This is a genomic window from Halobacillus sp. A1-3, assembly GCF_050971765.1.
In the GTDB taxonomy this organism is placed as follows: Bacteria; Bacillota; Bacilli; order Bacillales; family Halobacillaceae; genus Halobacillus; species Halobacillus mangrovi_B.
The window spans coordinates 45,772-70,359 of sequence record NZ_JBPCEO010000008.1; the positions used below are offsets into that span (position 1 = coordinate 45,772).

Genomic DNA, 24,588 nt, shown 5'->3' on the forward strand with positions numbered 1-24,588 from the left:
ACACTCAAATGAGTAACTGCAATAATCCCCCTCATTCCATGAGTCACAACTCTAATCAAACGTTTGTTTGACCAGCTCTTGATAGGTGTGGAAAAATTCAGGGACTTCTTCCGCTTCAAGTCCCTCTTCCATCACCTCTGCAATCGATTCGTTATACCACTTCTGCTTTTCATACCCTGCGTTAAAATGAATCCAAATGGCATCACCCTCCTGTTCCAAATCCTCACTTAAAGACTGGAGGTTATCGAGCTTGTCAGCAATGATCAGTGCTTTAACTTCCAATGGGGCATCTCTTAAAGTTTCAATCGTATGAGTTTTTCTCGCATTCCATGACTGGCTTTTATCTTCCGTGTGGGCAGCGACCATCTCCTTTACTTCAGTGCCGAAACGTCTTTCGATGTCACTTAAGTCATAGTCCGTATCTTCCGCAACATCATGAAGGTATCCGGCGCAAATAACTTCTTCTGGAAATCCTGCTTCTTTTAAGGTCTTCGCAACTCGTATAGGGTGGACAATATAATCGACATTAGAATTCTTCCGTTTTTGACCAGCATGGGCTTTTGCGGCAAAGGCTTTTGCTTCTTCTATCATGGGCTCACTCCTTTTCGGAACTCTATTTCTATTTCCATTAAATCGAAGGTGCACATCAGTTGCAAATTGTTTGTTGGGTTGATTAAATAAATGTTGGTATATTATAATTAATAGGTTTAAACAATAGGCAGAAGGGGATGCATGGGAGATGGAAACGATAGAAGTATCAGGCAGACCACCGAAAAATGAAAATAAAACAGTGTTAGTCATTGGAAAGCTTGATGGCGTTCACCTTGGACATCAATTTCTTCTCCAAGAAGCGAAAAAAAAGGTGGTGAACGGTGAACAGCTGGCTGTATATAGTTTTTCCGATCATCCTAAATGGGTGCTGAAAGGGAACGAGGAATACAAATATACGCTTACTTCTCCTCAGCACAAGCGTGAAATTCTTGATCACTTCGGTGTCGACCGTTATTACCATGTTCAGTTTACAGAGGAATATGCCCGGACATCTCCTGAAACGTTTGTGTTTGAGCATTTGAGTCAGATGAAGCTTTCCCGAATCGTAGTAGGAGAGGATTTTCGTTTTGGAAAAGGAAGAGGGTCCGATGCAGAAGGCCTTGCTAAGCTTTGCAGCCAAATTGACATCCCAGTCACCATTCTGCCTGTAGTGCAATTGAACGGAGAAAAAATCAGCAGTACAACAATTAGAAAGCTTGTCCAGCAAGGTCATATGGAGGCTGCACAAGCTATGCTTTCTCGCCCCTTCGAACTCTCAGGAGTTGTGGAAAAAGGGGAAAAACTGGGAAGAGAGCTTGGTTTCCCTACACTAAATCTCGGTCAAATTGCAGAATATGTGGAAGTGAAGCCTGCCGTATATTTAGGAGTTGTTGAGCTAGATGAAACACATGAACATTATTACACATTGATCAGCGCGGGTTACCGCCCGACGGTCAATGGTGATTCTTATAAAGTTGAGGCTTACCTTCTCGATTATTCAGGTGATTTGTATAATCAAAAGGTTCGAATTAAATTTTTGAGACATTTGCGCGATGAAGTGGACTTCAACGGGATTGAGGCATTAGTAGAGCAAATGAAAGAGGACGAGCGTGAAGCACGATTAATTTTAGGCATAGATTAAAGTCATCATAGAAAGGAGTATTGAACCATGGGGGTAGTCGTTGTCGAAGTCTGTGACGGTAACTTGATTACGGAACTTGATATTGAAGGGATCATTGAGTCTGAATACCCTGAAGTGGCGGTACTCATGAATGAATGCCTTTCTTATTGCGGCATGTGCGCGCTACGGCCATACGCGATCGTAAACGGCACGAGAGTTTTTGCCAAAACACCCGAAGAAGCCCTAGACAAAATTCGTGTTAAGATTGAGGAAGAACTGGCTGTATATGCCGATTAAGGTAGGAGAGACAAATGGGGTTTATTGATTCGTTGATTAACAGTTTACGTTTACCGAAAAGAGAAGCGATGTTTCGTTTGAATCGTAAGGGGATGACAAATACAATTGTCTATTTGTTTATCCTTTTAGCTGTTCTTTTCTTACCGGATATGATTCGTACGATTCGCAATCTTGATACCAACTTGACGGAAGTATCACGGGGCCAGTACCTGGTACAGGTGATCGTTTTTTATCCGATGTTCATCCTTTTCCTGATTCTTATTGGGGTTTCGATGCTTGCGGGGGTTGCTTTGTTAATGCGTAAAGCACTCGGGCGTAAGCTGACCTACCAGCAGCTGTGGAAACTGACCGCCTATGCGGCCACGCTGCCATTAATCTTAACCGTTGTTCTTAAAAATATTGCCATCCCCGATGGGGTGAGCGCTATATTGTTTTTCTTGTTATTCAGTTTTTTAATGTATCGAATGATTACTATTTATCCGAGAGTACCAACGAAGCGTTTGTCTTGATATCAAACTTTTTCGTTGGTATTTTTTATGTAAAATGTGCCGAGGAGTGATAAGCATGAAAAGGGAAGTAGAGAAGAAATGGTACGTGAAGTATGACGAGATGGAGTTCCCGGCTGTGCAAAAAGGAATGATCCTTGAACCAGGCCGCTGGCAGGAGTTTGATCCTTTTCTATTGATGGCAGAAGACTGGTTTAAGAGAGGAACTTTCTCTGACCACCCTCACCGCGGGTTTCAAACCTTAACTTATGTCATTGATGGAAGATTGGAGCACATTGATAATCGTGGCGGACATGGAATCCTTGAATCTGGAGATATTCAATATATGAATGCAGGGTCTGGAGCAAGGCACGCAGAAGAAGCTGTAGATGAAGATATTGCTCACACCTTGCAGCTATGGATCAATCTTCCTAAAGAGAAAAAGGGATTAACACCTTGCTATCAGGATGTTCGAAAAGAAGATGCGGTGAAAGTCTCTAAAGACGGAGCGGATGTTCTTGTTTACGCTGGACAAACTGCAGGAGTTCAAGGACCGCTTCAATCGGAAGTGGCGATCACACTCGCTGAAATTAAGCTAGAACCAGGAAATACCTATACACACAATCTTCCTCTTAACCATAATGCTTTTCTTTACATCCTGTCTGGAGATGTTGATTTAGGTGAAGAGGAAGAGAACTTAAAGAAAACTGGAGCAGCTACACTAACTTTTGACGAATCAGCTGAAGCAGAAGATGAAAGCGAACTAATAATAAAGGCTAACAGCCGGTCACGGGTCCTTATTTATTCAGGAGAGCCGATCCGTGAAGAAGTGGTGGCTCACGGTCCCTTTGTGATGAATACGATGGGCGAAGTGAAAAAAGCTTTTCTTGATTTTCAAAGAGGGGAATTCGGGCCGGATGTGAAATCTTAGAAAAGGATTTAGTGATAAATTCTCCCCAGTTAATATTAGGGAATATTGGATAACAGAGAAGCTGTTTCCTTCCAATTTTCTCTATACAAATCGAAAGCTTGCCTTCTCTATGTAGGCAAGCTTTACATGTTCCATTTTCTATAGCCGGCTTTCATGGCTTCATATTCTGAGATAAACAGGACCGCATGTTCTATTCTTTCGTAATCAGGGTCGCCAGGGATGTGATAAATCAATTCTCCTTCGGGACTTTGATGCCCCTTGACTAATCCAATGAATTCACGGTTTAACTTAGGTTCTTTAGAGATTGCAATGTTCCACGGCATGGTAAAGAGATGTTTGATTTTTATCATCATCCATACGCTTGTATAGAAAAGGTCTTTAATGACTGAACGGGATTTAGATAGCAACATTCCTAAGTACTTCATAGTCTTCCCCCTTAAGGTATCGTATGCTCTGACATTTACAACCGTTCTGGAGTTAAGTTGATTTTATTCTGAATATTCTATAAACTATCAATAATTTATAATTCCAAAAAGAAAGGTAGGGAGAACAATTGAAAAACGCACTTGTATTACAATCGGATTTTGGCATTAGTGATGGGGCGGTAAGTGCAATGCATGGCGTGGCTCACTCTGTGAGTAGTGATTTATCCATTTTCGACTTGACCCATGATATCCCTCCATTCAATATATGGGAGGCTTCCTACCGGCTTTGGCAGACGATGACTTATTGGACGGAAGGGACAGTTTTCGTTTCGGTTATTGATCCAGGTGTAGGTTCAACAAGAAGGAGTATTGTAGTCAAGACAGGATCAGGGCATTATGTTGTAACCCCGGATAATGGCACACTGACTCATATCCAGCGTACAGAAGGGGTTGTGGAAGCACGGATCATTGATGAAACCATTAACAGGCTCCCGAAATCTGGAGAATCTTACACATTCCATGGTCGTGATATTTATGCTTACACAGGTGCGCGCCTGGCCTCAGGAGTCATTTCATATGAAGAAGTCGGAGAGAAAATCGATCATGAGTCAATCGTCAAACTTCCTGTCAAAGAACCAAAAAGAAAAAAGCATTCTACAGAAGGCATCATCGATATTTTAGATGTTCGCTTCGGAAACCTATGGACAAATATCCCTCGGCCTTTTTTCAGAGAGTTGGATATTGTTTATGGAGATACACTAAACGTCACAATCCTATATGATGGCCGAGAAGTGTATCACAGTGCTATGACATTTGGAAGGTCTTTTGCAGATACACATAAAGGAGAGCCGCTTGTATATGTGAATTCCCTAGATAATTTAGGGGTTGCGATCAATCAAGGCTCATTTGCTAAAGCTTACAATATTGGCACTGGATCTAATTGGGAGATTGTGTTTACAAAACTGTAAGAGATCCTGTAACCTTTTTCCACCTCATTCGTCTCATTCATTAAAGGCGGGTGATGAATCATGTACCGGATGCTTAGTATTGGTTTACTCATCGTGCTAATTGGATGCGGAATGACCACCCCGGTGGAGGAAACAACCCAGACAACGGAGCTTGAGGAAGAACGTTCAGAAAAGGAAGCAGAAAAGCCAGAAATTCCGGAGGATTCATCGTTGAAGAATGAGCTGGAGAATCAGAAAAAGCTTGAGGATTTCATGGAAAAAGTGAAAAAGGGTGCCCCGGCTAAGGTGCGAATTACTCGGTACACAGTGGAAGGAGACCCCATTTATACTGATTTAGCATTTAATAAAGAATCGATCGAATTTAAACGTGATACAAGAAGGGATAAACAAGGGAATGGTCAAGTCATCGAAAGAATCTGTCAGAGTATAAAAAAAGAGGAAGAACTGGGGAAGACTGTCTACTTCTTGAATTGTGGAATTTACGGTCATATTGAACTGCTTACTCTTGCGTATCAAGAATACTAGTCATGGCTTCATGTGAGCAAAATTCCGGCATTTGGAAAGTGGTTCGTGCTACACTACAACTGTATCTTTTATTAGGAAGGGTGTATTCACATGAAAACCATGACGCTACATAGCAATATAGAAATGCCGCAGCTCGGCTTCGGTGTGTGGCAAGTAGAAGAAGCAGATGCAGTTCCAGCGGTGACGAAAGCACTGGAAACCGGCTACCGTTCGATTGATACAGCTGCTATTTACGGCAACGAAAAGCAAGTTGGTGAAGCGATTCGTCAAAGTGATCAAGGACGTGACGAGCTTTTTATCACGACAAAAGTGTGGAACACCGACCAGGGATATGACAACACTATAAAAGCACTGGAAACCAGTCTAGATAAATTAGGATTAGAATATGTAGATCTTTATTTGATCCACTGGCCTACTCCTGAATACGACCAGTATGTTGAAACGTATAAAGCAATGGAGCAATTGCACAAAGACGGAAAAGTCAAAGCGATCGGCGTATGCAACTTCAACATTGAACACCTCCAGCGTATTCTTGATGAATGTGAAGTGAAACCGGCCGTCAATCAGGTAGAATGCCATCCTTATCTTGCTCAAAATGAGCTGAAGGATTTCTGTCGTCAAAACGGCATTCACTTAGAGGCTTGGAGCCCGCTCATGCAAGGTGGAGAAGTTTTGAAGAATGAGACGATTCAGTCCATCGCTAAAAATCACGGAAAAACACCAGCGCAGGTTATTATTCGCTGGCATTTACAAAATGATACGATTGTCATTCCTAAGTCTGTTACGCCTTCTCGCATCGAAGAAAATTTTGATGTGTTTGATTTTGAGCTGACAGGAGAAGATATGCAGGCCATTAATAAATTGGACCGCGGTGAGCGTAAAGGACCAGAGCCTTCTGAAATGAATGTAAGGTAAATAGAAATGATAATAAAACGTTGACAAGCTGCCGGATGATACGCCGGCAGCTTATTTTTGTTTATTATTTTACAGATATGTCCATAAAGTATCAAAAAACAACGCTTTATTATTAAAAAATATCAAAAATTTGATAGAAAGGTGTTTAGTTCTTTAGTATTATATTAGTTCATAGGAAAACTATCGGGCTTTTCTGAAAAAGCGTCGAGAAGCACGCAGAAAGATCTTGTTTATCGTTAAATCAGAGGTGAGAGTATGACAGATCAAAACCAATTATTCTCGACAATGATCATGGAAGAGATTGATGCTACGCTTGACCATCCGGATCTTGATCTCTTTTTTGAGGCAGCCAATCAAATCGTAGAAGACATGAAATTAGGGAATGAGGAAAATGCTATAAATTCTCTTTTAATGGTTAATCGAATGCTCGCTGAAAGAGCACCGAACGACCTTTACCGGGCTTATCGCAATTTTTATATTGCGCTCATTTCAAACTTTTTTCAAAACACATTGGAGTGGAACATTCCGCGGTCACGTGTGTTCGCTTATAATGCAGCGAGTATTGATTACATAGAGCGACATACCACGCCTGATAAGCTTAAAGAATCGATGGAGTTTTTAATCTCCTACTTTTCAAATATTGTAAAAGAATGGCGGATGCCTGCGTCAGACCACCCCATGATCTCACAGGCTTATTACATTATCAGTGCTCATTTAGAAAAATCTATTACCATTCAGGATATAGCAAAAGAGCTGGAGATTAGTTCTTCTCATTTAGCGCGAAAATTCAAAGAACAAACAGGAAAGACGTTGAAAAAGGTCATCAATGAAATGAAAGTTTCCGCATCGGTGTATTATTTGCAGCATTCGAAAAGACCGATCGCGGATATTTCTAATCAATTTGTTTTTTGTAACCAAAGTTACTATACAAAAAAGTTTAAGGATCAGTTTGGAGTTACGCCCAAGCAATACCGTAAGCAATATCAGCAGAATACTCAGCTTTATCCATTGAGTCTTACTTAAGAAATTCTTTTAAGCACCGGTGAACATCACGGTGTTTTTTTATAGGAAGGAAGGGCAATTTAAGAGTAGGAAATGATTAACTAAAGGAGATTAATTATGAGAATCCGATTTGGCTATGTTTCCCACGCTCTTTCCTTATGGGAAGCAACACCGGCTAGAACCATGACATATGCTAGGTATAAAAAATTAGATGACGAGGAGCGTATTCCCCATCTAGAAAAGATTACAGAAATCAATCTCCGTAACACTCTAAGGGCATTACACTTCAATATTGCTCATGAAATCCATCTTTATCGTTTTTCATCTTCCCTTGTGCCGCTCGCCACTCATAGAGAAGTTCAATGGGACTATATCAGTCCATTTAAGTCTCTTTATCAAGAGATCGGAGAGATGATCCAAACTCATCAGATGCGCACAAGCTTTCATCCCAATCAATTCACGCTTTTTACTAGTGATAAACCCCATGTAACGGATAATGCTGTGAAGGATATGGAATACCATTATGCGTTATTAGAAGCGATGGGTTTGGAGAAAGAAGGTCACATCAACCTTCATGTTGGGGGAGCATATGGAAATAAGGAAGCAGCTGTTGCACGATTTCATGATAATCTGAAACAACTTCCAACTCAGATAAAAAAACAAATGACTCTGGAAAATGATGATAAGACATATACGACATCTGAGACGCTTGAGGTATGCGAAAAAGAAAGTATTCCCCTCATGTTTGATTATCACCATTATTTGGCCAATCACGAGCAAGAGGAGAAGCTGGATGAGTTGCTGCCAAGGTTCTTTGATACATGGAAAGGGATGGGCGTACCGCCGAAAATCCATATCTCATCGCCAAAATCAGAAAAAGCTTACCGCAGTCATGCAGATTACGTCAGCCTTGATTATATAAAGCCCTTATTAAAAATACTCAAGACACTCGATGAACCGGTTGATTTTATGATTGAGGCAAAAGCAAAGGATCGAGCATTGCTTCAGCTTGTTGAAGAGATAGCGAACATACGGGGGGTAAAGCGGCTGGGGGGAGCTATGGTGAATTTGTAATAGAACCATCCAGGTGAATCTGTACCGGATGGTTTTTTATGTTATAAGAGCACGTGAAAACGAGGAAAGGCCAAACTTAGTCTTCTGACTACTAGAGTTAAAGTATGTGTTTAGCTTCCATGAATCGCTGAATACCTGTAAATAATTCAACTCCAAAAAACAGTAGCGTCGACCATAGAAGAAAATCAGGGAAAAGCAGCATAATACTGAATAAAATAAACCCCTCTGTCCTTTCAGCCACCCCAGCTTGATAGTAAAATGATTTGATTCCAGCTTTCTCAGAGACAGCGCCGACCACTAGAAAGATTGTCATGGAAACGACAATAGAAACACTGAGTAAGAGCAGTGGAAACATCACTTCAGGATGCACATAGGCAATGGCTACGATTATTGCAATTTCTACGACTCTGTCAAATGTAATATCCATAACCGTCCCAAATGGTGAGGTTTTTGTGTGTCTCGCCATCGTACCGTCAACGGCATCTAAAAACCCTGATAGCCATAACATGAGTACTGCAAGGACAGGGTATCCAAGTACATAAAAAACGCTAGTCGAAACGCCAATAATCAGGGCAGCAATCGTAATTTCATTCGCTGTTCGTCCTTTGTTAAGGAAAAAGGAAGCAGTTTTATCAATTGAAGGCTGAACATATTTTCTCGCATGAGTATCTAACAAGACGAACACCTACTTTTCTTCATGATCCAATCCTAACCATTCTTTTACCCTCGAGCGAAACAAATAACTCATCCCAAGGAGTATCAGGACTCCAGTCACGGCTAGAAAAATTAATCTTCTATCACCAGAAGCTATACTTGAACCCAGCAGTCCGTAGGCGGTAGCACCAGGCAGGACTCCAAGCATAGTGGCAGCAAGGTAGTGACTAAATCGTACTCTGGCAAACCCTGAAGTATAACAGAGTAAATCAAATCCTATTAAAGGAAACACGCGTAAAATTAAGACGTAGAGAAATCCATGTTCTCTGATCCTTTCTTGAAATGGCTCAGACCAGGACAAGGCATGCCACTTGATCATAGATTTTCCAAACAGCTGACCGATCCAATACCCTGTCATGGCTGCTGCTGTTAGTCCGATCCATATATATAATATTCCAGGCCAGGCCCCGTACGAAAGCCCAGCAGTCATTGAAAAAATAGTGGTCGGAAAGAAAATGAAGGGACCTAAGGAATACATCACCCAAAATATGACCGGAGACAACCATCCGAAGGAGAGAATAAAATCGCGGATCTCATTTGGAGTGATGGACCATTTAAAATAGACAAAGTAAATAATCGTGACAATGAGAAAGGCGGCTACGAAAAATCTAATCCAGTATTTTTTATGGCTCATCGCTACACTTCCTTCTTGCGCCAGTACGTATATTTTATATTATACATGCCATGGAATAGTTACGGTTATTTAAGTCCGATCAATTCTATTACAAAGTGGTAAGAAACGGATGGATAATAACTGGAAAAGGAGCCAGGGAGGCTGGTAATGCTGGAAAGAATTAATAGTGAAAACCGCTAGAATGCTATGTTACCGTATAATAGATAAATTTTAAGGAGGTATAGCAAAATGTTAAAACGTTTGCTTATCACAGGCTTAACGATAGCTTGCGCACTTTCCTTTTCCACTCCCGCGCATGCGCATGCTCAACAAAATGTCCACACCGTCCAGAAGGGCGAGTCCCTATATAAAATTGCTAATAAATACGGAATTTCAGCCCAACAATTGCAAGCCGTGAATGACAAAAACAGTACTATGATCTACCCTGGCGAAACACTGGAACTTCCTGTCATGCTTGACGAGTCAGAGAAGGACTTGCTTGCGCGTTTAGTGGAAGCAGAAGCTAAAGGCGAAAGCTATGCAGGGAAAGTTGCCGTAGCCACGGTAGTCCTTAACCGCGTAGAAAGTGATCGTTTCCCAGATACGTTGTACAACGTCATTTATGATGGCATTCAGTTCTCGCCTGTATTAAATGGAACGATTAACAATCCTGCAAGTCAGGAATCTAAAAAAGCCGTACAAGAAGCACTAAATTACCAGGGGTTTGACCGAGAGTCTTTATTCTTTTATAACCCTGGAAAAGCATCCAGTGACTATCTGAGCAATCAAGAAGTAACAACTGTCATTGGTAACCACGTCTTCTTAAGATAAAACGAAAAGCAAGCATGCCCGGCATGCTTGCTTTTTTATGTTCTTCTTGGAATAGGATGAGCAATCTTTGCGAGAACCTTTAATATCTGCAGCCTAGGCGAAGTCAATGCTTTTCCTAAAAGTTCGTTATGGAGAGATTTGACCGCTCTGTCCAATTGCTCATTGGAGGAATGTTCAATAAGACGTCTTAACGTCAGCGAGTCATGATATTTCTGATATATACTCTTTGTCTGTTTTTCATAGCTTTCTAAACCGCAAATATCTTCCGCTGCGTAAATCCCCGTTAGTAAAGCTGTAAATTCTCCGAAGCCGATGAACGGAGAAATGCAACCTAAGCAATTCCCTGTGAAAAACGTGTTACCGATACGAGGGTAGGCTGCCTTTCCAACCATGAAATCTTTTAAAGAGTAGTTACTCGAGATCGTTAATTTCTGCTGCAGGGACTTCTGTACAAATTCAAGGCACTGTTCCCATAACTTCTCTTTATCTCGCTCTTGGTTTTCAGAATACTGAGGGTACACAAGGATAAGGCTTGCTTCCGTTTCTGAATGAGGCAAAAGATAAGACATTCCTTTTGGCGCAAAGTCATTGTTGAACCAAGTGTGGATGTCGTTTCGTTTAAATTCACCAGATACCGTCGCGCCCCTGAAGGAAGCTTTATAGGAAACCTCAAATGGCTGAATTTTTTGAACGTCCATAGGATCACCCGTTGCGAGAATTACATGAGTGTATTCTTTTGAGATCTCTTCATAGTTCACCTCAGCGTTAAAGTGAATCGGAGACTTTATTTTTTCTGCAAGCTGCTTTTCATAGGAATCCGGGTGCTTTCCACGCATGTTTATGAAGCCTAGATTACCATGTAAACTAGCTGTTTCATTCTTAGAATAAATCTGAGTTCTGCTAATGTTACTTGTGGGTTTTAAGTGAAGATCATAATTTTCGCTTAGGAACTGGATGTAGTCTTTAATAGGGGTGTGAAAGATCGACGAAACTCCTTCAGCATAAACCATCCTGTCTCCGACCATCCCTCTTTTTTCAAAGATATCTGCCGAGTAACCATGTTTTTCTAACGTAAGGGCGCAGGTTAATCCAGAGAAACCCGCTCCCATGATAGCGATTTTCATCGGAACCCTCCTATCTTGTTCCGATTAGTTTCTTCTTTAACAAAAAATTATATGCAAAGCTTTTCGCTAACTGGCATCTTCCTCTTCATGAAACAGCTGAATGTCTTTTTTCTTCGTCCGTTTTTTATAGACCCTATTCACGTAGTCATCCGTCAATTGTGCAATCTCCTTGTGTAAGAAAAGAAGAGGGATGATGTTTGCCAACAGTACAAAGGCCAACAAAAGATCTAAGAACTGCCAAACGAATTTCAATCCACCTATGGCTCCTACAAATACGGATAAGATGTAAACGATTCTCATACCTTTGGCAAATTTCAAGTTGAATAGATATTCGGCTTGTTTCTCTCCATAAAAGGTTAGGACTCCGATTGTCGTTACAACAAAGAACAGAAGAAATACAGTGATGAAAGCACCGCCAAAAGCGTCACCAAATTCGGTGCCGATCGCTATGTTAATCATATTGGAAGCATCGCTACCACCAACTTCTCTCCAGGCGCCTGTCACTAAAACAGTCAAACCGGAAATTGTACAGATGACAATTGTATCGACAAATACGCTGAAGATTCCCCATAGGGCCTGTCTTGATGGATGGTCGGTTTTCGCTGCTGCGTGAGCAATAGGGGCTGTTCCTATTCCAGCTTCATTTGAATACAAGCCTCTCGCTGTACCCCAACGTAAAGCTTGAGCAATTCCTGCACCTGCAAATCCGCCGGCCGCTGAAATAGGTGTGAATGCGTGGGTAAAGATAAGGCCGAAGACATTAGGAAGTTGATCAGCGTTGACTACTATTACGTAGAGACAGACGCTAATATAAATCAATACCATACCTGGAACCATTTTATCGGTTACTTTGGCAATTCGTTGTATTCCTCCAAATACGACAATGGCTATAGCTGCACACATAACAGCTCCTGTGATATATACAGGCCAGCCGAATGCTCCCTCTGTTTGGGTGGCGATCGAGTTAGACTGCACCATTGTACTTGGGATCAATTCGAGCATCAGGAAAAAAGCAAAGGCGCTAGATACCCATTTCCAGCCAAGGGCTTTTTTTATGTAGTATTGTGGGCCCCCGACCCAGATATTTTTCTCATTCTTTTCCCTGTATTTCATTCCAAGCAGAATCTCGGAATACTTTGTGGCCATGCCGATCAACGCCACTAGCCACATCCAAAATAAAGCACCAGGCCCACCTAGCGAGATGGCGATAGGCACCCCGACAATGTTTGTAGCACCTGCTGTAGAGGCTAATGCTGATGTAAATGCTTGAAAGGGAGTGATCGTTCCTTTTGCTTTTGTCTTTTTGAAGATTTGTCCGATGGTTTGATGGAGGACGTGCCCGAAGAAACGAAATTGAAAGAATTTAATTCTAATGGTAAGGAAGATACCTCCAAAAATTAAAATAGCGGATAGCAGGTAAATCCAAAGAAAATCGGATACCGTTGAAATAAGTTCCACAATTGAACTCCATAATTGTCCCAATAAAAGGACCTCCTTCGATTTTATAACAATTTTATCCCATATATTCCCTAAACCGACCGTTTTAAACAAAAACTGGAATCTAATTTTATGAGAATTATGATGAATCAAGTATGATAAAGGTATATGAAGTCATAGGAGGAGATGCTGCTTGATCATAAGTAAAGAACAGTTTAGTAATCATAACATGAGCAAACTGATCAAAGGTGCTGTCGTACCAAGGCCAATCGCCTGGGTATCCTCAGTCAGTGCTTCCGGTGTTCGAAACCTTGCACCATTCAGTTTTTTTACAGTTGCATCTATGGATCCGGTTACTCTTTGTTTTTCTGTTGGGAGTGTGGACCGTGAAAAAGATACATTGACGAATGTAAAGGAAAAGAAACAATTTGTCGTCAATATCGTATCTGAATCGCAGGCAAATCAAATGCATGAAAGCAGCAAAGCTTATACCCCAGAAGAGGATGAGTTTTCGATCGCAGGAATAAAGGTAGATAAGGGTGCGTTCGTTGATGTGCCTAAGGTTGCTGATGCACCTGTGAGTATGGAATGTGAACTGGACCGGATTATAGAATTAGGATCGAACAGTCTTATTCTAGGAAAAGTCGTTGGCTATCATATTCAAGATGAGGTTTATATGGAAAAAGATAAGGTCGATCCTTATCACTTAAGGCCTGTCGGTCGAATGGCTGGCGATTACAGTTATATACGTGAATTTTACACGCTGCCAAATGAAGATTTGTCCAAATAACAAAAGCACCCTTATCGGGGTGCTTTTTTATTTTTTTCATAGTAATACGTATCGATTTATTCAGGATAATAGCAGGACCGTGGGAGACTCGATTCAGAGATAATTTTGGTTTGAGGGTTTCCTTTATTATGACCAGTGCTTGGAGAACCGAAAAATGGTTCGCTTTCCGTGGGCATGCGCTGAGCCTCCTCGAGTTAGCGCTCTCCGGGGTCTCACCTGTCATGCTCATCCCACAGGAGTCTCACCATTTCCCGGATCTCCTAGCTGTTATCTTGAGTTAAGGAAACGTCCTTGAAGTGAGAAATACTTGATATTATCACGTCTACCTATATTGAAAAGTAAGCGACAAAAATTAAATCGATAACTTTATCATTTGTAGACTTTTGATACTAAAAATCATGCTGGTGATACATGGGCCGTTTCTAATTAACATATGGTTTGGATGGAAAATGTCGAGACTCCCGAGGGAGAAGGGACTAGGCGAGACCCCACAGAGAGCATAAGCGAACGAGGAGGCTTGCCAGTTCCCCCGCAGGAAAGCGAGTCATTTTCCAGCCAATCCCTACTCCTAATATGGTAACGGCTCCAGAAAGTCTATGAATTGAGTCTTCAGGATAAGGGGGCTGTAGTGGGAGGAAGGAAAGAGTTTCAAAAAAACTGAAAAAGTCCTTTCCAAATTTAAGTAAATTAGCTATACTACTAACTGTACTATGAATATTAATACAGTTAATACAGTAAACATAGATTAGCAGGACGGGGGTGTGTACATGTTCGAACTCGACGTTAGAAGTCGAAAACCCATTTACGAACAACTGGTAGAGAAATTAAAACAGCTCATTATTAACGACGTATTGAAAGAAGACGAAAAACTTCCTTCTGTTCGAGACCTTGCACAGCAGCTCACAATCAATCCCAATACTATCCAGAAAGCATACAGAGAGCTTGAATCACAAGGTTATATTTACTCGGTGAAAGGCAAGGGAAGTTTCGTTAATCCTGTCCAGCCGTCCAAAAATGCGGAGGAGTTGAAAAAAGTGAGAGAAGAGTTGAAGAAATTGTTTGCTGAGGCCATTTATCTTGGGATGACTTCAGAAGAAATCGAAGCGCTTCTCCATGAAGTCCAAGGAGGGGAACAAGATGATTGAGGTTAAAAGTGTAGATAAATCTTATGAGAAGGAAAAAATCCTTAAACATGTAAGTTTCCATGTGAAAAAAGGATCCATTTACGGTCTGTTAGGCTCAAACGGTGCAGGAAAGACCACATTGATGCGAACGGTTGCTGGGATTTTAAAACAGAATACGGGAACCGTACGTGTTTTGGATGAACTGATTTTCGAAAATGACAAAATCAAGCAGCGAATGGTTTTCTTGCCGGATGCTCTATATTTTTTACCACAATACACAGTGAAACAAATGGCTAACTATTATCGCGGTATATACGAGAATTGGAATGAAGAACGTTATGAGAGATTAAAGCCACTCTTTAATTTGAATGAAAATAAAAAGATCAGTCAATTTTCAAAAGGTATGCAAAGACAAGTGGCTTTTTGGCTGGCTATGTCAGTCATGCCAGATGTTCTGATTTTAGATGAGCCGTTTGATGGTCTAGATGCTGTGATGAGAAAGAAAATTAAAAACTTGATCTTTCAAGATGTGGCAGACCGTGAGATGACGGTTCTTATCTCTTCTCATAATTTGAGAGAGGTGGAGGATATTTGCGATCACGTCGGTATCCTACATAATGGCGAATTGCTTCTTGAACGAGACCTTGATGATTTAAAAGAAGACATCCATAAAGTGCAGGTGGCATTCAAAGAAGGAAATGAACAGATCTTAAGGAGTGATCTGAACATTGTATATCAAGAACGTCGCGGCAGTGTGCTGCTTTTGATTGTAAAAGGAAGCGAAAGAGAAGTCAGTAAGATCATCAACCGATTCAATCCGGTTGTATATGACCGTCTTCCGCTTACGTTAGAGGAAATCTTTATTTACGAAATGGGAGGTGCCGGTTATGCCATTGAAAACGTCCTCGTTTAGAAAAGAATTGTTCAAGCAGGACTTTCGAAATGTAGGCTGGATTAGTATTGTTTATTTGCTTGGCCTTTTCTTCACTATCCCCTTGCAGTTGATGATGGCTCTCAATTCAGAGTATGGGGTTGAACCTAGTGATGCCGGGTTATTTTCTACAACATTCACGTTTGAGATCCAAGCCTTCTTTTTGTTTATCATGCCGGTGTTGATGGCGATCTTTCTTTTTCGCTACCTGCATGTGAAAGAGGCTTCTGATTTTATTCATAGTCTGCCTGTACGAAGAGAAAAGCTATTTAACTATCATTTGGGCTCAGGGTTGTTTTTGTTAATCCTTCCAATATTAATGATTAGTTTTATGCTCCTACTGTTTCTCTGGCTTGTTGATGTGTCTGACTTTTATTCGTTTAGTGAATTAGGATATTGGACGTTACTAATGGTCACCGTTTCCGTACTTACTTTTATGGCTGGCGTGTTCGTCGGCACCTGGACAGGGTTATCTGCTGTTCAAGGTATCCTGACTTATATCCTGTTGCTGTTTCCAGCTGGGTTTGTGCTGCTCGTTTCCTATCACATTCATTTTTATGTGAATGGGATTTCAGCGGGGTTAGTCATGGATAGCTCATTCCAAAGGTTTTCTCCGATTGTAAATGTATTAGAGTACTATCCTTTGCGAAATGAGTCAGAGTATCTCCCTGTCGGCTATCTGGATCTGGGAATATACGTTGTTCTCAGTCTTGTTTTTTACGTTCTAGCCCGACTCATATACCAAAAGCGTCAGCTAGAATCAGCTTCTTCTGCCGTTACATTGACTTCTTTAAAACCCGTACTCAAATATGGAATGACGTTCTGTTTTGCGCTTGTTGGCGGGTTGTACTTCAGTGACTTGCAAAATACTTATTCTTGGATTATCGCTGGATATGTCTTTGGGGGAGCATTGGGTTATCTCCTTTCAGTCATGTTGATCGAGAAAACGTGGAGAGTTTTTTCCATGAAGCAAGCGAAAGGTTTGGCTGCCTACGGGGTCTTGACAGCTCTATTAATCACTGTTCTTCCGCTTTTCTGGTTGAATTATGAATCGTATGTTCCGGAGAAATCTGAAATTGAAGCGGTGTTTTTTGGCAATGGATATCACCATTACGAAGACACCTTGTCCCAAAATGATCCTTCCTTAATTCGAAGTGAAGAAGGGATAGCTGCTGTACGTCAATTACACAGAGAGTTTATAAACAAGGATCAGTCATTAGATCGAGGAGATAGGTTCTATTTTATTGCTTATCAGTTGGAAGATGGGGAAGAAGTTTATCGTTACTATGAAGTTGATAAATCGCTCTTTAATGAAGAACTTGCACAAGTTTCAAAAGTGAAAGAATATAAGGAATTGAACTATCCTGTTCTGAAAACAAAAGCAAGTGAAGTTCAAAAAGTAACGCTTGAACCGCTCTATTCGGAGGCTCCAAAGCCTGTAAATCTGCTAGATTCTGAAAAGATTGAAAGCTTTTTAGAAAGCTATCGAAAAGACCTTTATAACTTATCCTATGAAGAAATGGCTTATCCGCGAGGTTTAAGAACTGATGGGAATTTGGTCATAGAGGGAGAGGACAGTGAGTACATCTCTATCTATCCTTCTTATAACAACACGATCAAGTGGTTAAAGAATGAAGGAATTTATGAGCAAGTGATCATTCAGCCAAAAGATATCGCTCGTGTTGAAATTCTGCCCTGGGGTAGTCCTGGGAATGTGCCTGACCGTGTGGCCTACGAACAAATGAAATCGCAAGGGAATGAGGCCTGGACCGTAACGGAAGAAGAAAAACTCTCTCAGGTGATGAAAGGTTCGCACGACAGAGGCAATGGCGAGTACTTAGTTGGTGTTTATTACGAACATGATCCCAACTTTTATGACGTTTTGAGCTTTACTGAAGAGGACGCTCCTGAATTTATAAAAAATCATTTCAAGCAATGAAGGAGAACAAATCATGAAGATTGACTTTACTGATTTATATAACCAGCATTATCATCGTGTTTACTATGCAGCTGTTAAAGTAACGAAGGATCCTGCCAAGGCCGAAGACGTGCTCCAAGAAACGTTTATAAAAGCTTATGAAAAATTAGGAGAGGTGCAGGAAGAGAGGAAGCTTGGAGCTTGGCTTTCAACCATTGCTTCCAGGAAGGCGATCGACACGCTTAGAAAAGATAAGAAGCTGGTTATGTTGCCGATCGATGAGCTGCATAGTCTCCATTCCTCTTCGAATTTTGATAGCTCTGATGTTGAAGCTGAGTTTAACCGCATTGATCTCGAAGAGCGTATGAAGAAAAAAGTCAGTACGCTTGCTCCAAAATTGAGAGTTGTTTTTCAACTTAGCTATTATCAGCAGTTAAATGAAAAAGAGATTGCCAGTAAACTAAATGTGACTTCTTCAGCTGTAAAATCAAGACTTCACCGGGCGAGACAGACGATGAAAGCTTTAATGGCTGAAATCACAGGCCATAATTATCCGGCCTAAATAAAAAAGGTTCCACATAGTGGAGCCTTTTTGGTTGTTTTAAGGTCGATCTCTGGAAAAGACTTTCATAAAATCGTTTTGAAATTGTTCCATGCTAAAATCAAGCATGATTTGATTTACAGGGTAGGTTGGGACCATTTCTGGATCTGGACGGAAATCAGCGAAGGTCATTCCATTTGCAAGCCCATCTGTCACAACAAATACTTGTTTTTGGACGAGTAGGAAAGATGCCTTGTCTGTCAGATAAGAGAGTAAGGTCACATCATGTAAGGGGGCACCTTGGATGCCCGGGATAATCTCTTTATACTTGTTGCTGTAAAAATCCATAATCGGTTTCAGAATTGGGGTGAAAGGAGTTTGAGTGTATGTAGAAAGGTGATCAATCATTTTATTTGAGATTATCGCCCGATTGCTGACATTGAGAGGGACAAACGTCATGTTCTTACCCTTTGAGGCAACCACCCAGGCTGCTTGTGAATCTCCACAAACGTTGGCTTCAGCAAGCGGGGTCCAGTTTCCTGGTACCAAAAAAGCACCGCCCATAATTAAGATGTCTTTAACTTTTTGCTGAATCCAGCTTCCTGTTTCAATAAACACCCTCGCAAGTGAGGTCAGTCTCGATAAATTGACTATCGTCAGCTCTGGCGCGTACTGTTCAATTAACTCATAGATTTTATAAAATGGATAGGGAAGAGGAGGCTGCACGTGAGTTAAATCAAGTCCTCCAATACCTTTATACCCATGGATCTCAGGGAATAATTGTGGATCTGTTCCTGAGAGAGGCGTAGAGGAGCCATTAATAATAGGAATGTCCTCTCTGTCGGCAAGTTTAAGCAGAAAGTTTGTATTTCTGCAGGCTGCACTATGGCTGACATTTCCATAATCACAAACAATGCCGACGACTTCTAGCTCGGGATGAAGAAGGGCGTACATGATAGCAAAGGCATCATCTACACCAGGGTCAGCGAAGATTAGGATTTTTTTCATAGGAGCACTTCCTAATATTTTACTTTTATAACATTCTACTTTTCTAAAAGGAAGTTTATGTATCTAATACGTCCAAATAAAAAACTGTCTCTTAAAGAGACAGTTGGTTTGATTTAAACTTCAGGAGTGGGGGTTGGTTCTGCATAATCTTCACCATAAGTTTGATCGATATCTTGTCTGATTTGTTTGATGGATTTTCCTTCTTGATGATCAATGATGGACTGTGCAGCGATTTCTAAACAGACACCACATTTAGTTGCGTGGTCATCCCAAACAACGGATCCATCCTCTTTATTCTCATGAATGAAGCAGTCATAATTGTTTTTGTGACCAACACTTTCTCCGCATCCGCAATAGCAAGGCATGTTCTCTAAGAGATCCTTATTTTGCGAAACGGCGGTATATAGTGTTTGCATGTCTTCGCTTTTATCATTAAGGAATGCGGGCAGTTTATCCTTATCGGCTGTTTCTTCACGTAGATCTCCGTTCACATGTTCGGTGTTGGTTTCCTCACCGCTTTGCGAGGTAGAGTCCTCGTCCGAGCTGCAGCCAGTCAGAAAACTACCGAGGATTAAGCCAATAATAAGAATTCCTTTCCATTTCATAGTAAGCACCCTCTTTAAAAATATCTAAATCTATCATAAAGAGAGCCATTTGAAGAATCAATCCTTATTAAAGAAATTACTCTTTTAGACACATTTTATTTACCGAACGAGGATAAGAATTTGACGCGATCTCCCATAGGGGGGGGATTATTATCGACCAGGGCCACTTCTAAAACAGCAGGTCCTTTCGTTGATTGCAGGTGATCTAATGTTGCTACTGTCAAATCTTCCAAGCTTTCTACTCGAGCGCTCGGAACTCCAAGAGAGGCAGCCATTTGAGATATATCTACAGGTTCCTGGCCAAAGCGTTCATGGGCGCGTTTATATTGGAGAGCGTGTCCATGATGGACCATACCGAGCCTCGCGTTATTCATTACAATAAACAGGACAGGGATTTGATATTCTTTCGCTGTTAGGATCTCCATCCCGTGCATGAAGAAACAACCATCACCGGTAATGCTCACTACAGGGCGGCTAGGATCGGCAAGTTTGGCTCCGATTGCACTGCCAATACCGCTTCCCATTGCTCCAAAATGGACATTGATATCGAAGGAATCCTCACTTCCTACATTCATATGGTGGATGACATAAGCCATGAACTCTCCGATATCGATAGTATATCTAGTAGAGGAAGGCAGCTTATCCTGTAACGACATTAAAACATTATAAGTATTGTATTCATCCGTAAGGGTCTGAGGTTCACGTTCATTTATTAAATCTCTGCGTTGTGACCATCCTAATCCATTCAACCCTGTAATCAAGGAGGAGACGGTCACAGAAATATCCCCATGGATGGCTAGGTCCACTGCATACTTCCGATTAAACACAGAAGAGTCAAAGTCGACTTGAATAGTGTAACGTTCTTTTGTGATATTTGTATTATAGTTGTTTGTTGCTGTTTCACCCAGGCTTGAGCCTAATATGAGCACAGCTTCTGTTCGGATGTCATTAATCAATTCTGACGCTGTCTCGTGGCCAGCGAAACCGAAGATGCCTCTTAGCAAGGGGTGATCGTCTGGAATTAACCCTTTAGCTTGTGGGGATGTAACGATTGGCCAATTTAAGGTTTCGGCAAGCTCCAGCACATCACCGACAGCACCACGGATCCCTTGTCCCAAAAAGATGTAGCCATCCTTAACAGAAGCTAACTGTTTGACTGCTTCATGAATGAGCTCATCTTCTGGAAGAAGTGGTTGTCGAGCAGGGAATACTGGGGTTGTTGGTGGAGCTAAGTCTGTTAGTTGAACATCAATCGGCATAGCGATATGAACAGGACCTGGGACTCCCGTTAATGCAATTTCAACAGCTTTATGAATTTCTGGCAGAAGATCTTCCGCATGATCGACACGTTTACTGTATTTGGTCACGGGCTGGTAAAGAGGGTCAGCGTGTAGTTCTTGAGATGCGTTAAGACCAACTGTATTTACAGGTACAGCTCCAGTTAAAAATAGGACAGGAAGGTGTTCGCGCATGGCGTTTGCCGCTCCAGTAATAAGGTTTGTCCCTCCTGGACCGCTGCTTCCGATACAAACTCCTAACGATTGTGAATACTTGGCGTAAGAAGCAGCCATATAGGATGCCGCTCCTTCATGTTTCGTAATGATCGGTGTAATCGATGGAGTATCGTAAAGTTCATCAAAGAAAGCATTAACGGATCCAGCAGGAATACCGAAGATGTAGGATATGTCACCTGAGACGAGATAATCCAATACAGCACGAACTGATTTCATTTATTTTTCCCCCTTTTTATTAGAGATTTTAGTGTATTTCTCCACAAACTGGTCTGGCAGAACAGGACGGCTGAAGTAAAAACCTTGAATGAGATAGCAGCCGTTATGCTTAAGGAAATCTATTTGTTCTTTTGTTTCCACACCTTCCGCTATGACATCGAGCTGAAGGCTTCTAGCTAACGTGATAATCGTATTCGTTATAGCTGCGTTATTGTCATTGATGGTAATGTCATCGATGAAGGTTTTATCTATTTTTAAGGTGTCGACAGGAAAATCTTTTAGGTATCCAAGCGAAGAAAATCCTGTACCAAAATCATCGATGGAAATTTTGACTCCAAGTCTTTTCAAAGCTTGAATCATTGATAACGTTTTTTCAGTATTATGGATGATCAAATTTTCCGTAAGCTCTAGTTCAAGGTTTTGAGGGGGGAGATCTGTCTCCTCTAAAATCCTCTTAACAATACTTATTAGATCATTTTGTTTGAATTGCTGAGGAGATAAGTTAGCTGATACGGAAAGATTAGTTAACCCGTTGTCGTACCATTCTTTCATTTGCCTGCAGGACTCCTCCAACACCCATTCTCCCAGTTTAGTGATCAAGCCTGTTTCCTCTGCAAGAGGAATGAAATCTTTAGGAGGCAGCAGTCCAAGAGAAGGGTGCTTCCATCGTATGAGAGCTTCAACTCCAATAATTGTGTGAGAACGCACATCGAATTTAGGCTGATAGTAAAGCGTGAATTCATTTCCCTGGTCCAGCGCTTTGTACAAGTCGTTTTCCAGTCGAATGGTTTCCAGGGAACGGTTTTCAATATCTGGGGTGTAGACTTGATACTGATTTCCTGTCATTTCTTTTGCTTTGTACATGGCAACGTCTGCGTGTTTCACAAGTGTTTCCGCAGTGATCCCGTTGTCTGGATAAAGGCTAATTCCAATGCTTGTTTTAATGGCGATCTCTTGATTGTTGATCATAAAAGGATTGGAAAAAGCGTTAAGAATTCCTTTTGCACAATGGATCGCTTCGTTCTGTCCATCTACACTTGGAAGCAGGATGATGAATTCGTCTCCACCCTGCCTTGAAACTGTCGCTTCCTTCGGGATAACCTTTTCCAGACGGTGGGCCACTTCTTTGAGAACAGAGTCTCCGAACCCATGACCAAACGTATCATTGATTTTTTTAAAGCGGTCCAAATCAAGAAACAAAATCGCCATAGATCTGTTATGCATTTGCGAAAATGTTAAGGCTTGGATCAGACGGTCCTGGAATAGAACACGATTAGGGATGTTAGTAATACTGTCGTAGTACGCATGGTATCGAATCTTTTCCTCCATTTGCTTTCGGGACGTCACATCTTTAAACGTAGTGACATAGCCGACCGTTTTATCTTCCTGTCTTTGGGGAGTAATCACATATTCGACAGGGAAAAGCTCCCCGTTTTTTCGAATAAAGTATTCATCGGTGTGAGAACGATTTTTTTTGCTTTTTTCGTAGGAAGCAAAATCATAAAATTGATCCATCGCCAACAACTCTGATTTTAGGATGGAATAAAAACATAATCCGATCACTTCATTTTCATAGTCATACCCAAGAAGTTCGGTAGCTGAAGGGTTGGAAAAAGTGATCCTTCCTTTGAGATCCATACCGAAGATGCCCTCTCCTGCTGAATTCAAAATCAATTCTTTTTCCTGACTTATTTGTTTAAGTTCCGTAAAAGCCCCTTCAAGCTCCTTATTCTTCTGCCGTAATTCAGACGTACGCTGCTGGATGATTAATTCTTGTTTTTCCATATAAATTAAGTTGGATAGTACAGGGGCTGTGGCATCCACAATGGATTCGGCTAATTGCATAGCTGAGCGTGAGAACGAATAGCCTTTTTCTTTCAAGTTCACAACGGTGATGGTCCCAAGAACCTCTCCGACAGCAACGAGAGGAATCATATACATCGCTTGGATTCCGAACACTCTGCAAGCGTCCTCGTTGACGCGCTCATCTTTGGAGACGTCTGGAACCATAAGCGATTGTTTCGTATCGATGACTTCTTTGAAAAGCCTGTCTTTCGAATGGTCTACTTTCAACTGATAATGTGTCTCCATCCATTCCTCTTCCGTCCAGTCACTATCTTTACTCAAGCTTGCAGGTCTGATCTGTCGTTCAGCAAAAGGGTCGACAAAATGTGCACCTATGTTTTGATTGTTCAACACTTTTCCTAAGTAAAAGAAACAGCGATCCAGCGCTTCTTGTAAAGATGAACATAGAGAGAGGTCGCGAGTAACATTTAATAACAACTGTTTTTCTTCTATTAGTGCTTGTTTCCTAGTTAAGTTGTTCGCATTCCTGATGGCGACAGCAGCCATATTGACGTAAGCTTCTACAGACTCAATCTCTGATTGGGTGAGATTCATCGGAATGCCGTAATCAAACAAGTAGACAAGACCATAGAGCTCTTGTTCGTAATAGATGGGGGAGACGAGTAAAGATTTGATTTTAAAAGCTTCAACCGCGCGTTTGTCCGGACGGCTGTCTTTGGATGTATCGGGAATGTAAATAGAAGTACGTGTTTCAATGACTTCTTTCATCAGAAGGTCATATTCAGGATCGACGACGTGCATATCCAGTGTCATTCCGTTAATCACTTCCGGTTTCCCAACATACCCCCTAAACGTTCCGTCTTCCTGGGGTAAGTAAATTCCGACTGAATCACATCGCATGATTTCTTCGGATATGGCTGTAACCACGTGCTGTAGGACTTCGCGTAAATCAAGCTTCATATTGATCAGCTTAGTGATTTCTGCAAGACGAGAATATCTGCTTTGCTCTTCAGCCATTCTTAACCCCCCTAAAAGACTCCATATTTTGATAAAGTTCGACTTCTGTATCGATATTCCTGCTTTTTTTACTTGTTTTTTCCTTTATAAAAAAGAAAAGGCACAAAAGTTGTGCTTTTGTGCCTA

The 24,588-nt window shown here is 41.3% G+C and carries 25 protein-coding genes; 15 read left to right on the forward strand and 10 right to left on the reverse strand.

Features of this window, described 5'->3' with window-relative positions; translation table 11 throughout:
* Positions 1-51: 51 nt before the first annotated feature.
* Positions 52-591: an HD domain-containing protein gene (locus ACRYKC_RS14495; protein ID WP_433807560.1), complete on the reverse strand. Its 540-nt coding sequence runs from the start codon at positions 589-591 to the stop codon at positions 52-54.
* A 148-nt stretch (positions 592-739) separates the two neighbouring features.
* On the opposite strand from ACRYKC_RS14495, the gene ACRYKC_RS14500 reads away from it, so the two are divergent.
* The 4 genes from ACRYKC_RS14500 to ACRYKC_RS14515 are packed head-to-tail and all read left to right on the forward strand — an operon-like array spanning position 740 to position 3,364.
* Positions 740-1,672: a bifunctional riboflavin kinase/FAD synthetase gene (locus ACRYKC_RS14500; protein WP_433807562.1), complete on the forward strand. Its 933-nt coding sequence runs from the start codon at positions 740-742 to the stop codon at positions 1,670-1,672.
* Between the two features lie 27 nt (positions 1,673-1,699).
* Complete coding sequence (locus ACRYKC_RS14505; RefSeq protein ID WP_085031662.1) at positions 1,700-1,948, forward strand: YuzB family protein; 249 nt, start codon at positions 1,700-1,702, stop codon at positions 1,946-1,948.
* Positions 1,949-1,962: 14 nt separating this feature from the next.
* Positions 1,963-2,457 carry a DUF1189 family protein gene (locus ACRYKC_RS14510; RefSeq protein ID WP_433807564.1) on the forward strand — a complete coding sequence of 165 codons (495 nt, stop codon included), beginning with the start codon at positions 1,963-1,965 and terminating at the stop codon, positions 2,455-2,457.
* 55 nt (positions 2,458-2,512) lie between these two features.
* Positions 2,513-3,364 carry a pirin family protein gene (locus ACRYKC_RS14515; protein WP_433807566.1) on the forward strand — a complete coding sequence of 284 codons (852 nt, stop codon included), beginning with the start codon at positions 2,513-2,515 and terminating at the stop codon, positions 3,362-3,364.
* A gap of 122 nt (positions 3,365-3,486) precedes the next feature.
* Here ACRYKC_RS14515 and ACRYKC_RS14520 read toward each other — a convergent pair whose 3' ends face one another.
* On the reverse strand, positions 3,487-3,789 hold the full coding sequence (locus ACRYKC_RS14520; RefSeq protein ID WP_433807568.1) for a sunset domain-containing protein: 303 nt from the start codon (positions 3,787-3,789) through the stop codon (positions 3,487-3,489).
* A 188-nt stretch (positions 3,790-3,977) separates the two neighbouring features.
* On the opposite strand from ACRYKC_RS14520, the gene ACRYKC_RS14525 reads away from it, so the two are divergent.
* From ACRYKC_RS14525 to uvsE, 5 genes are all read left to right on the forward strand, one after another.
* Positions 3,978-4,757, forward strand: a complete 780-nt coding sequence (locus ACRYKC_RS14525) for an SAM hydrolase/SAM-dependent halogenase family protein (protein WP_433807957.1) — start codon at positions 3,978-3,980, stop codon at positions 4,755-4,757.
* A 60-nt stretch (positions 4,758-4,817) separates the two neighbouring features.
* Positions 4,818-5,282: a DUF4362 domain-containing protein gene (locus tag ACRYKC_RS14530; RefSeq protein ID WP_433807570.1), complete on the forward strand. Its 465-nt coding sequence runs from the start codon at positions 4,818-4,820 to the stop codon at positions 5,280-5,282.
* Between the two features lie 90 nt (positions 5,283-5,372).
* On the forward strand, positions 5,373-6,197 hold the full coding sequence (locus tag ACRYKC_RS14535; RefSeq protein WP_433807572.1) for an aldo/keto reductase: 825 nt from the start codon (positions 5,373-5,375) through the stop codon (positions 6,195-6,197).
* Positions 6,198-6,452: 255 nt separating this feature from the next.
* On the forward strand, positions 6,453-7,220 hold the full coding sequence (locus ACRYKC_RS14540) for a helix-turn-helix domain-containing protein (protein ID WP_433807574.1): 768 nt from the start codon (positions 6,453-6,455) through the stop codon (positions 7,218-7,220).
* A 96-nt stretch (positions 7,221-7,316) separates the two neighbouring features.
* A complete protein-coding gene (uvsE, locus tag ACRYKC_RS14545; RefSeq protein ID WP_433807576.1) occupies positions 7,317-8,273 on the forward strand; it encodes a UV DNA damage repair endonuclease UvsE in 957 nt (318 codons plus the stop codon).
* A gap of 97 nt (positions 8,274-8,370) precedes the next feature.
* Here the strand turns inward: uvsE and ACRYKC_RS14550 are convergent, their stop codons facing one another.
* Positions 8,371-8,949 carry a CDP-alcohol phosphatidyltransferase family protein gene (locus tag ACRYKC_RS14550; protein ID WP_433807959.1) on the reverse strand — a complete coding sequence of 193 codons (579 nt, stop codon included), beginning with the start codon at positions 8,947-8,949 and terminating at the stop codon, positions 8,371-8,373.
* 9 nt (positions 8,950-8,958) lie between these two features.
* Positions 8,959-9,621, reverse strand: a complete 663-nt coding sequence (locus ACRYKC_RS14555; protein WP_433807578.1) for a TVP38/TMEM64 family protein — start codon at positions 9,619-9,621, stop codon at positions 8,959-8,961.
* A 228-nt stretch (positions 9,622-9,849) separates the two neighbouring features.
* On the opposite strand from ACRYKC_RS14555, the gene ACRYKC_RS14560 reads away from it, so the two are divergent.
* On the forward strand, positions 9,850-10,431 hold the full coding sequence (locus tag ACRYKC_RS14560) for a cell wall hydrolase (protein WP_433807580.1): 582 nt from the start codon (positions 9,850-9,852) through the stop codon (positions 10,429-10,431).
* A 35-nt stretch (positions 10,432-10,466) separates the two neighbouring features.
* On the opposite strand, the gene ACRYKC_RS14565 is transcribed toward ACRYKC_RS14560, so the two are convergent.
* Together ACRYKC_RS14565 and ACRYKC_RS14570 are read right to left on the reverse strand one after the other, a co-directional pair.
* Entirely contained in the window at positions 10,467-11,555 is a 1,089-nt protein-coding gene (locus ACRYKC_RS14565; protein ID WP_433807582.1) for an NAD(P)/FAD-dependent oxidoreductase, read from the reverse strand.
* Between the two features lie 66 nt (positions 11,556-11,621).
* Positions 11,622-13,037, reverse strand: coding sequence for an alanine/glycine:cation symporter family protein (locus ACRYKC_RS14570; protein WP_433807584.1), 1,416 nt, complete (start codon positions 13,035-13,037; stop codon positions 11,622-11,624).
* Between the two features lie 148 nt (positions 13,038-13,185).
* On the opposite strand from ACRYKC_RS14570, the gene ACRYKC_RS14575 reads away from it, so the two are divergent.
* The 5 genes from ACRYKC_RS14575 (at position 13,186) to ACRYKC_RS14595 (ending at position 18,317) form a co-directional block, all read left to right on the forward strand.
* Positions 13,186-13,782: a flavin reductase family protein gene (locus ACRYKC_RS14575; RefSeq protein ID WP_433807586.1), complete on the forward strand. Its 597-nt coding sequence runs from the start codon at positions 13,186-13,188 to the stop codon at positions 13,780-13,782.
* Positions 13,783-14,549: 767 nt separating this feature from the next.
* Complete coding sequence (locus tag ACRYKC_RS14580) at positions 14,550-14,927, forward strand: GntR family transcriptional regulator (protein WP_433807588.1); 378 nt, start codon at positions 14,550-14,552, stop codon at positions 14,925-14,927.
* Positions 14,920-15,819, forward strand: coding sequence for an ABC transporter ATP-binding protein (locus ACRYKC_RS14585; RefSeq protein ID WP_433807590.1), 900 nt, complete (start codon positions 14,920-14,922; stop codon positions 15,817-15,819). Before ACRYKC_RS14580 ends, ACRYKC_RS14585 begins: the two co-directional genes overlap by 8 nt.
* Entirely contained in the window at positions 15,794-17,776 is a 1,983-nt protein-coding gene (locus ACRYKC_RS14590; RefSeq protein WP_433807592.1) for a DUF6449 domain-containing protein, read from the forward strand. The genes ACRYKC_RS14585 and ACRYKC_RS14590 overlap by 26 nt, the downstream gene beginning before the upstream one ends.
* A gap of 13 nt (positions 17,777-17,789) precedes the next feature.
* On the forward strand, positions 17,790-18,317 hold the full coding sequence (locus ACRYKC_RS14595) for an RNA polymerase sigma factor (RefSeq protein ID WP_433807594.1): 528 nt from the start codon (positions 17,790-17,792) through the stop codon (positions 18,315-18,317).
* A 39-nt stretch (positions 18,318-18,356) separates the two neighbouring features.
* Here ACRYKC_RS14595 and ACRYKC_RS14600 read toward each other — a convergent pair whose 3' ends face one another.
* The 4 genes from ACRYKC_RS14600 to ACRYKC_RS14615 all read right to left on the reverse strand — a co-directional run bounded on the left by ACRYKC_RS14600 (position 18,357) and on the right by ACRYKC_RS14615 (position 24,462).
* Positions 18,357-19,304, reverse strand: a complete 948-nt coding sequence (locus ACRYKC_RS14600; protein WP_433807596.1) for a nucleoside hydrolase — start codon at positions 19,302-19,304, stop codon at positions 18,357-18,359.
* Positions 19,305-19,417: 113 nt separating this feature from the next.
* Positions 19,418-19,909 (reverse strand): PCYCGC motif-containing (lipo)protein, encoded by a 492-nt coding sequence (locus tag ACRYKC_RS14605; protein ID WP_433807598.1) that lies wholly within the window; start codon positions 19,907-19,909, stop codon positions 19,418-19,420.
* Positions 19,910-20,004: 95 nt separating this feature from the next.
* Complete coding sequence (locus ACRYKC_RS14610; protein WP_433807600.1) at positions 20,005-21,639, reverse strand: thiamine pyrophosphate-binding protein; 1,635 nt, start codon at positions 21,637-21,639, stop codon at positions 20,005-20,007.
* Positions 21,640-24,462, reverse strand: coding sequence for a sensor domain-containing phosphodiesterase (locus ACRYKC_RS14615; RefSeq protein WP_433807602.1), 2,823 nt, complete (start codon positions 24,460-24,462; stop codon positions 21,640-21,642).
* Positions 24,463-24,588: the final 126 nt, after the last annotated feature.

Coding starts and splice junctions, on each gene's coding strand:
- ACRYKC_RS14495 (WP_433807560.1), bottom strand. CDS start 591: ATGATAGAAGAAGCAAAAGCCTTTGCCGCAAAAGCCCATGCTGGTCAA.
- ACRYKC_RS14500 (WP_433807562.1), top strand. CDS start 740: ATGGAAACGATAGAAGTATCAGGCAGACCACCGAAAAATGAAAATAAA.
- ACRYKC_RS14505 (WP_085031662.1), top strand. CDS start 1,700: ATGGGGGTAGTCGTTGTCGAAGTCTGTGACGGTAACTTGATTACGGAA.
- ACRYKC_RS14510 (WP_433807564.1), top strand. CDS start 1,963: ATGGGGTTTATTGATTCGTTGATTAACAGTTTACGTTTACCGAAAAGA.
- ACRYKC_RS14515 (WP_433807566.1), top strand. CDS start 2,513: ATGAAAAGGGAAGTAGAGAAGAAATGGTACGTGAAGTATGACGAGATG.
- ACRYKC_RS14520 (WP_433807568.1), bottom strand. CDS start 3,789: ATGAAGTACTTAGGAATGTTGCTATCTAAATCCCGTTCAGTCATTAAA.
- ACRYKC_RS14525 (WP_433807957.1), top strand. CDS start 3,978: ATGCATGGCGTGGCTCACTCTGTGAGTAGTGATTTATCCATTTTCGAC.
- ACRYKC_RS14530 (WP_433807570.1), top strand. CDS start 4,818: ATGTACCGGATGCTTAGTATTGGTTTACTCATCGTGCTAATTGGATGC.
- ACRYKC_RS14535 (WP_433807572.1), top strand. CDS start 5,373: ATGAAAACCATGACGCTACATAGCAATATAGAAATGCCGCAGCTCGGC.
- ACRYKC_RS14540 (WP_433807574.1), top strand. CDS start 6,453: ATGACAGATCAAAACCAATTATTCTCGACAATGATCATGGAAGAGATT.
- uvsE (WP_433807576.1), top strand. CDS start 7,317: ATGAGAATCCGATTTGGCTATGTTTCCCACGCTCTTTCCTTATGGGAA.
- ACRYKC_RS14555 (WP_433807578.1), bottom strand. CDS start 9,621: ATGAGCCATAAAAAATACTGGATTAGATTTTTCGTAGCCGCCTTTCTC.
- ACRYKC_RS14560 (WP_433807580.1), top strand. CDS start 9,850: ATGTTAAAACGTTTGCTTATCACAGGCTTAACGATAGCTTGCGCACTT.
- ACRYKC_RS14565 (WP_433807582.1), bottom strand. CDS start 11,555: ATGAAAATCGCTATCATGGGAGCGGGTTTCTCTGGATTAACCTGCGCC.
- ACRYKC_RS14580 (WP_433807588.1), top strand. CDS start 14,550: ATGTTCGAACTCGACGTTAGAAGTCGAAAACCCATTTACGAACAACTG.
- ACRYKC_RS14585 (WP_433807590.1), top strand. CDS start 14,920: ATGATTGAGGTTAAAAGTGTAGATAAATCTTATGAGAAGGAAAAAATC.
- ACRYKC_RS14590 (WP_433807592.1), top strand. CDS start 15,794: ATGCCATTGAAAACGTCCTCGTTTAGAAAAGAATTGTTCAAGCAGGAC.
- ACRYKC_RS14595 (WP_433807594.1), top strand. CDS start 17,790: ATGAAGATTGACTTTACTGATTTATATAACCAGCATTATCATCGTGTT.
- ACRYKC_RS14600 (WP_433807596.1), bottom strand. CDS start 19,304: ATGAAAAAAATCCTAATCTTCGCTGACCCTGGTGTAGATGATGCCTTT.
- ACRYKC_RS14605 (WP_433807598.1), bottom strand. CDS start 19,909: ATGAAATGGAAAGGAATTCTTATTATTGGCTTAATCCTCGGTAGTTTT.
- ACRYKC_RS14610 (WP_433807600.1), bottom strand. CDS start 21,639: ATGAAATCAGTTCGTGCTGTATTGGATTATCTCGTCTCAGGTGACATA.
- ACRYKC_RS14615 (WP_433807602.1), bottom strand. CDS start 24,462: ATGGCTGAAGAGCAAAGCAGATATTCTCGTCTTGCAGAAATCACTAAG.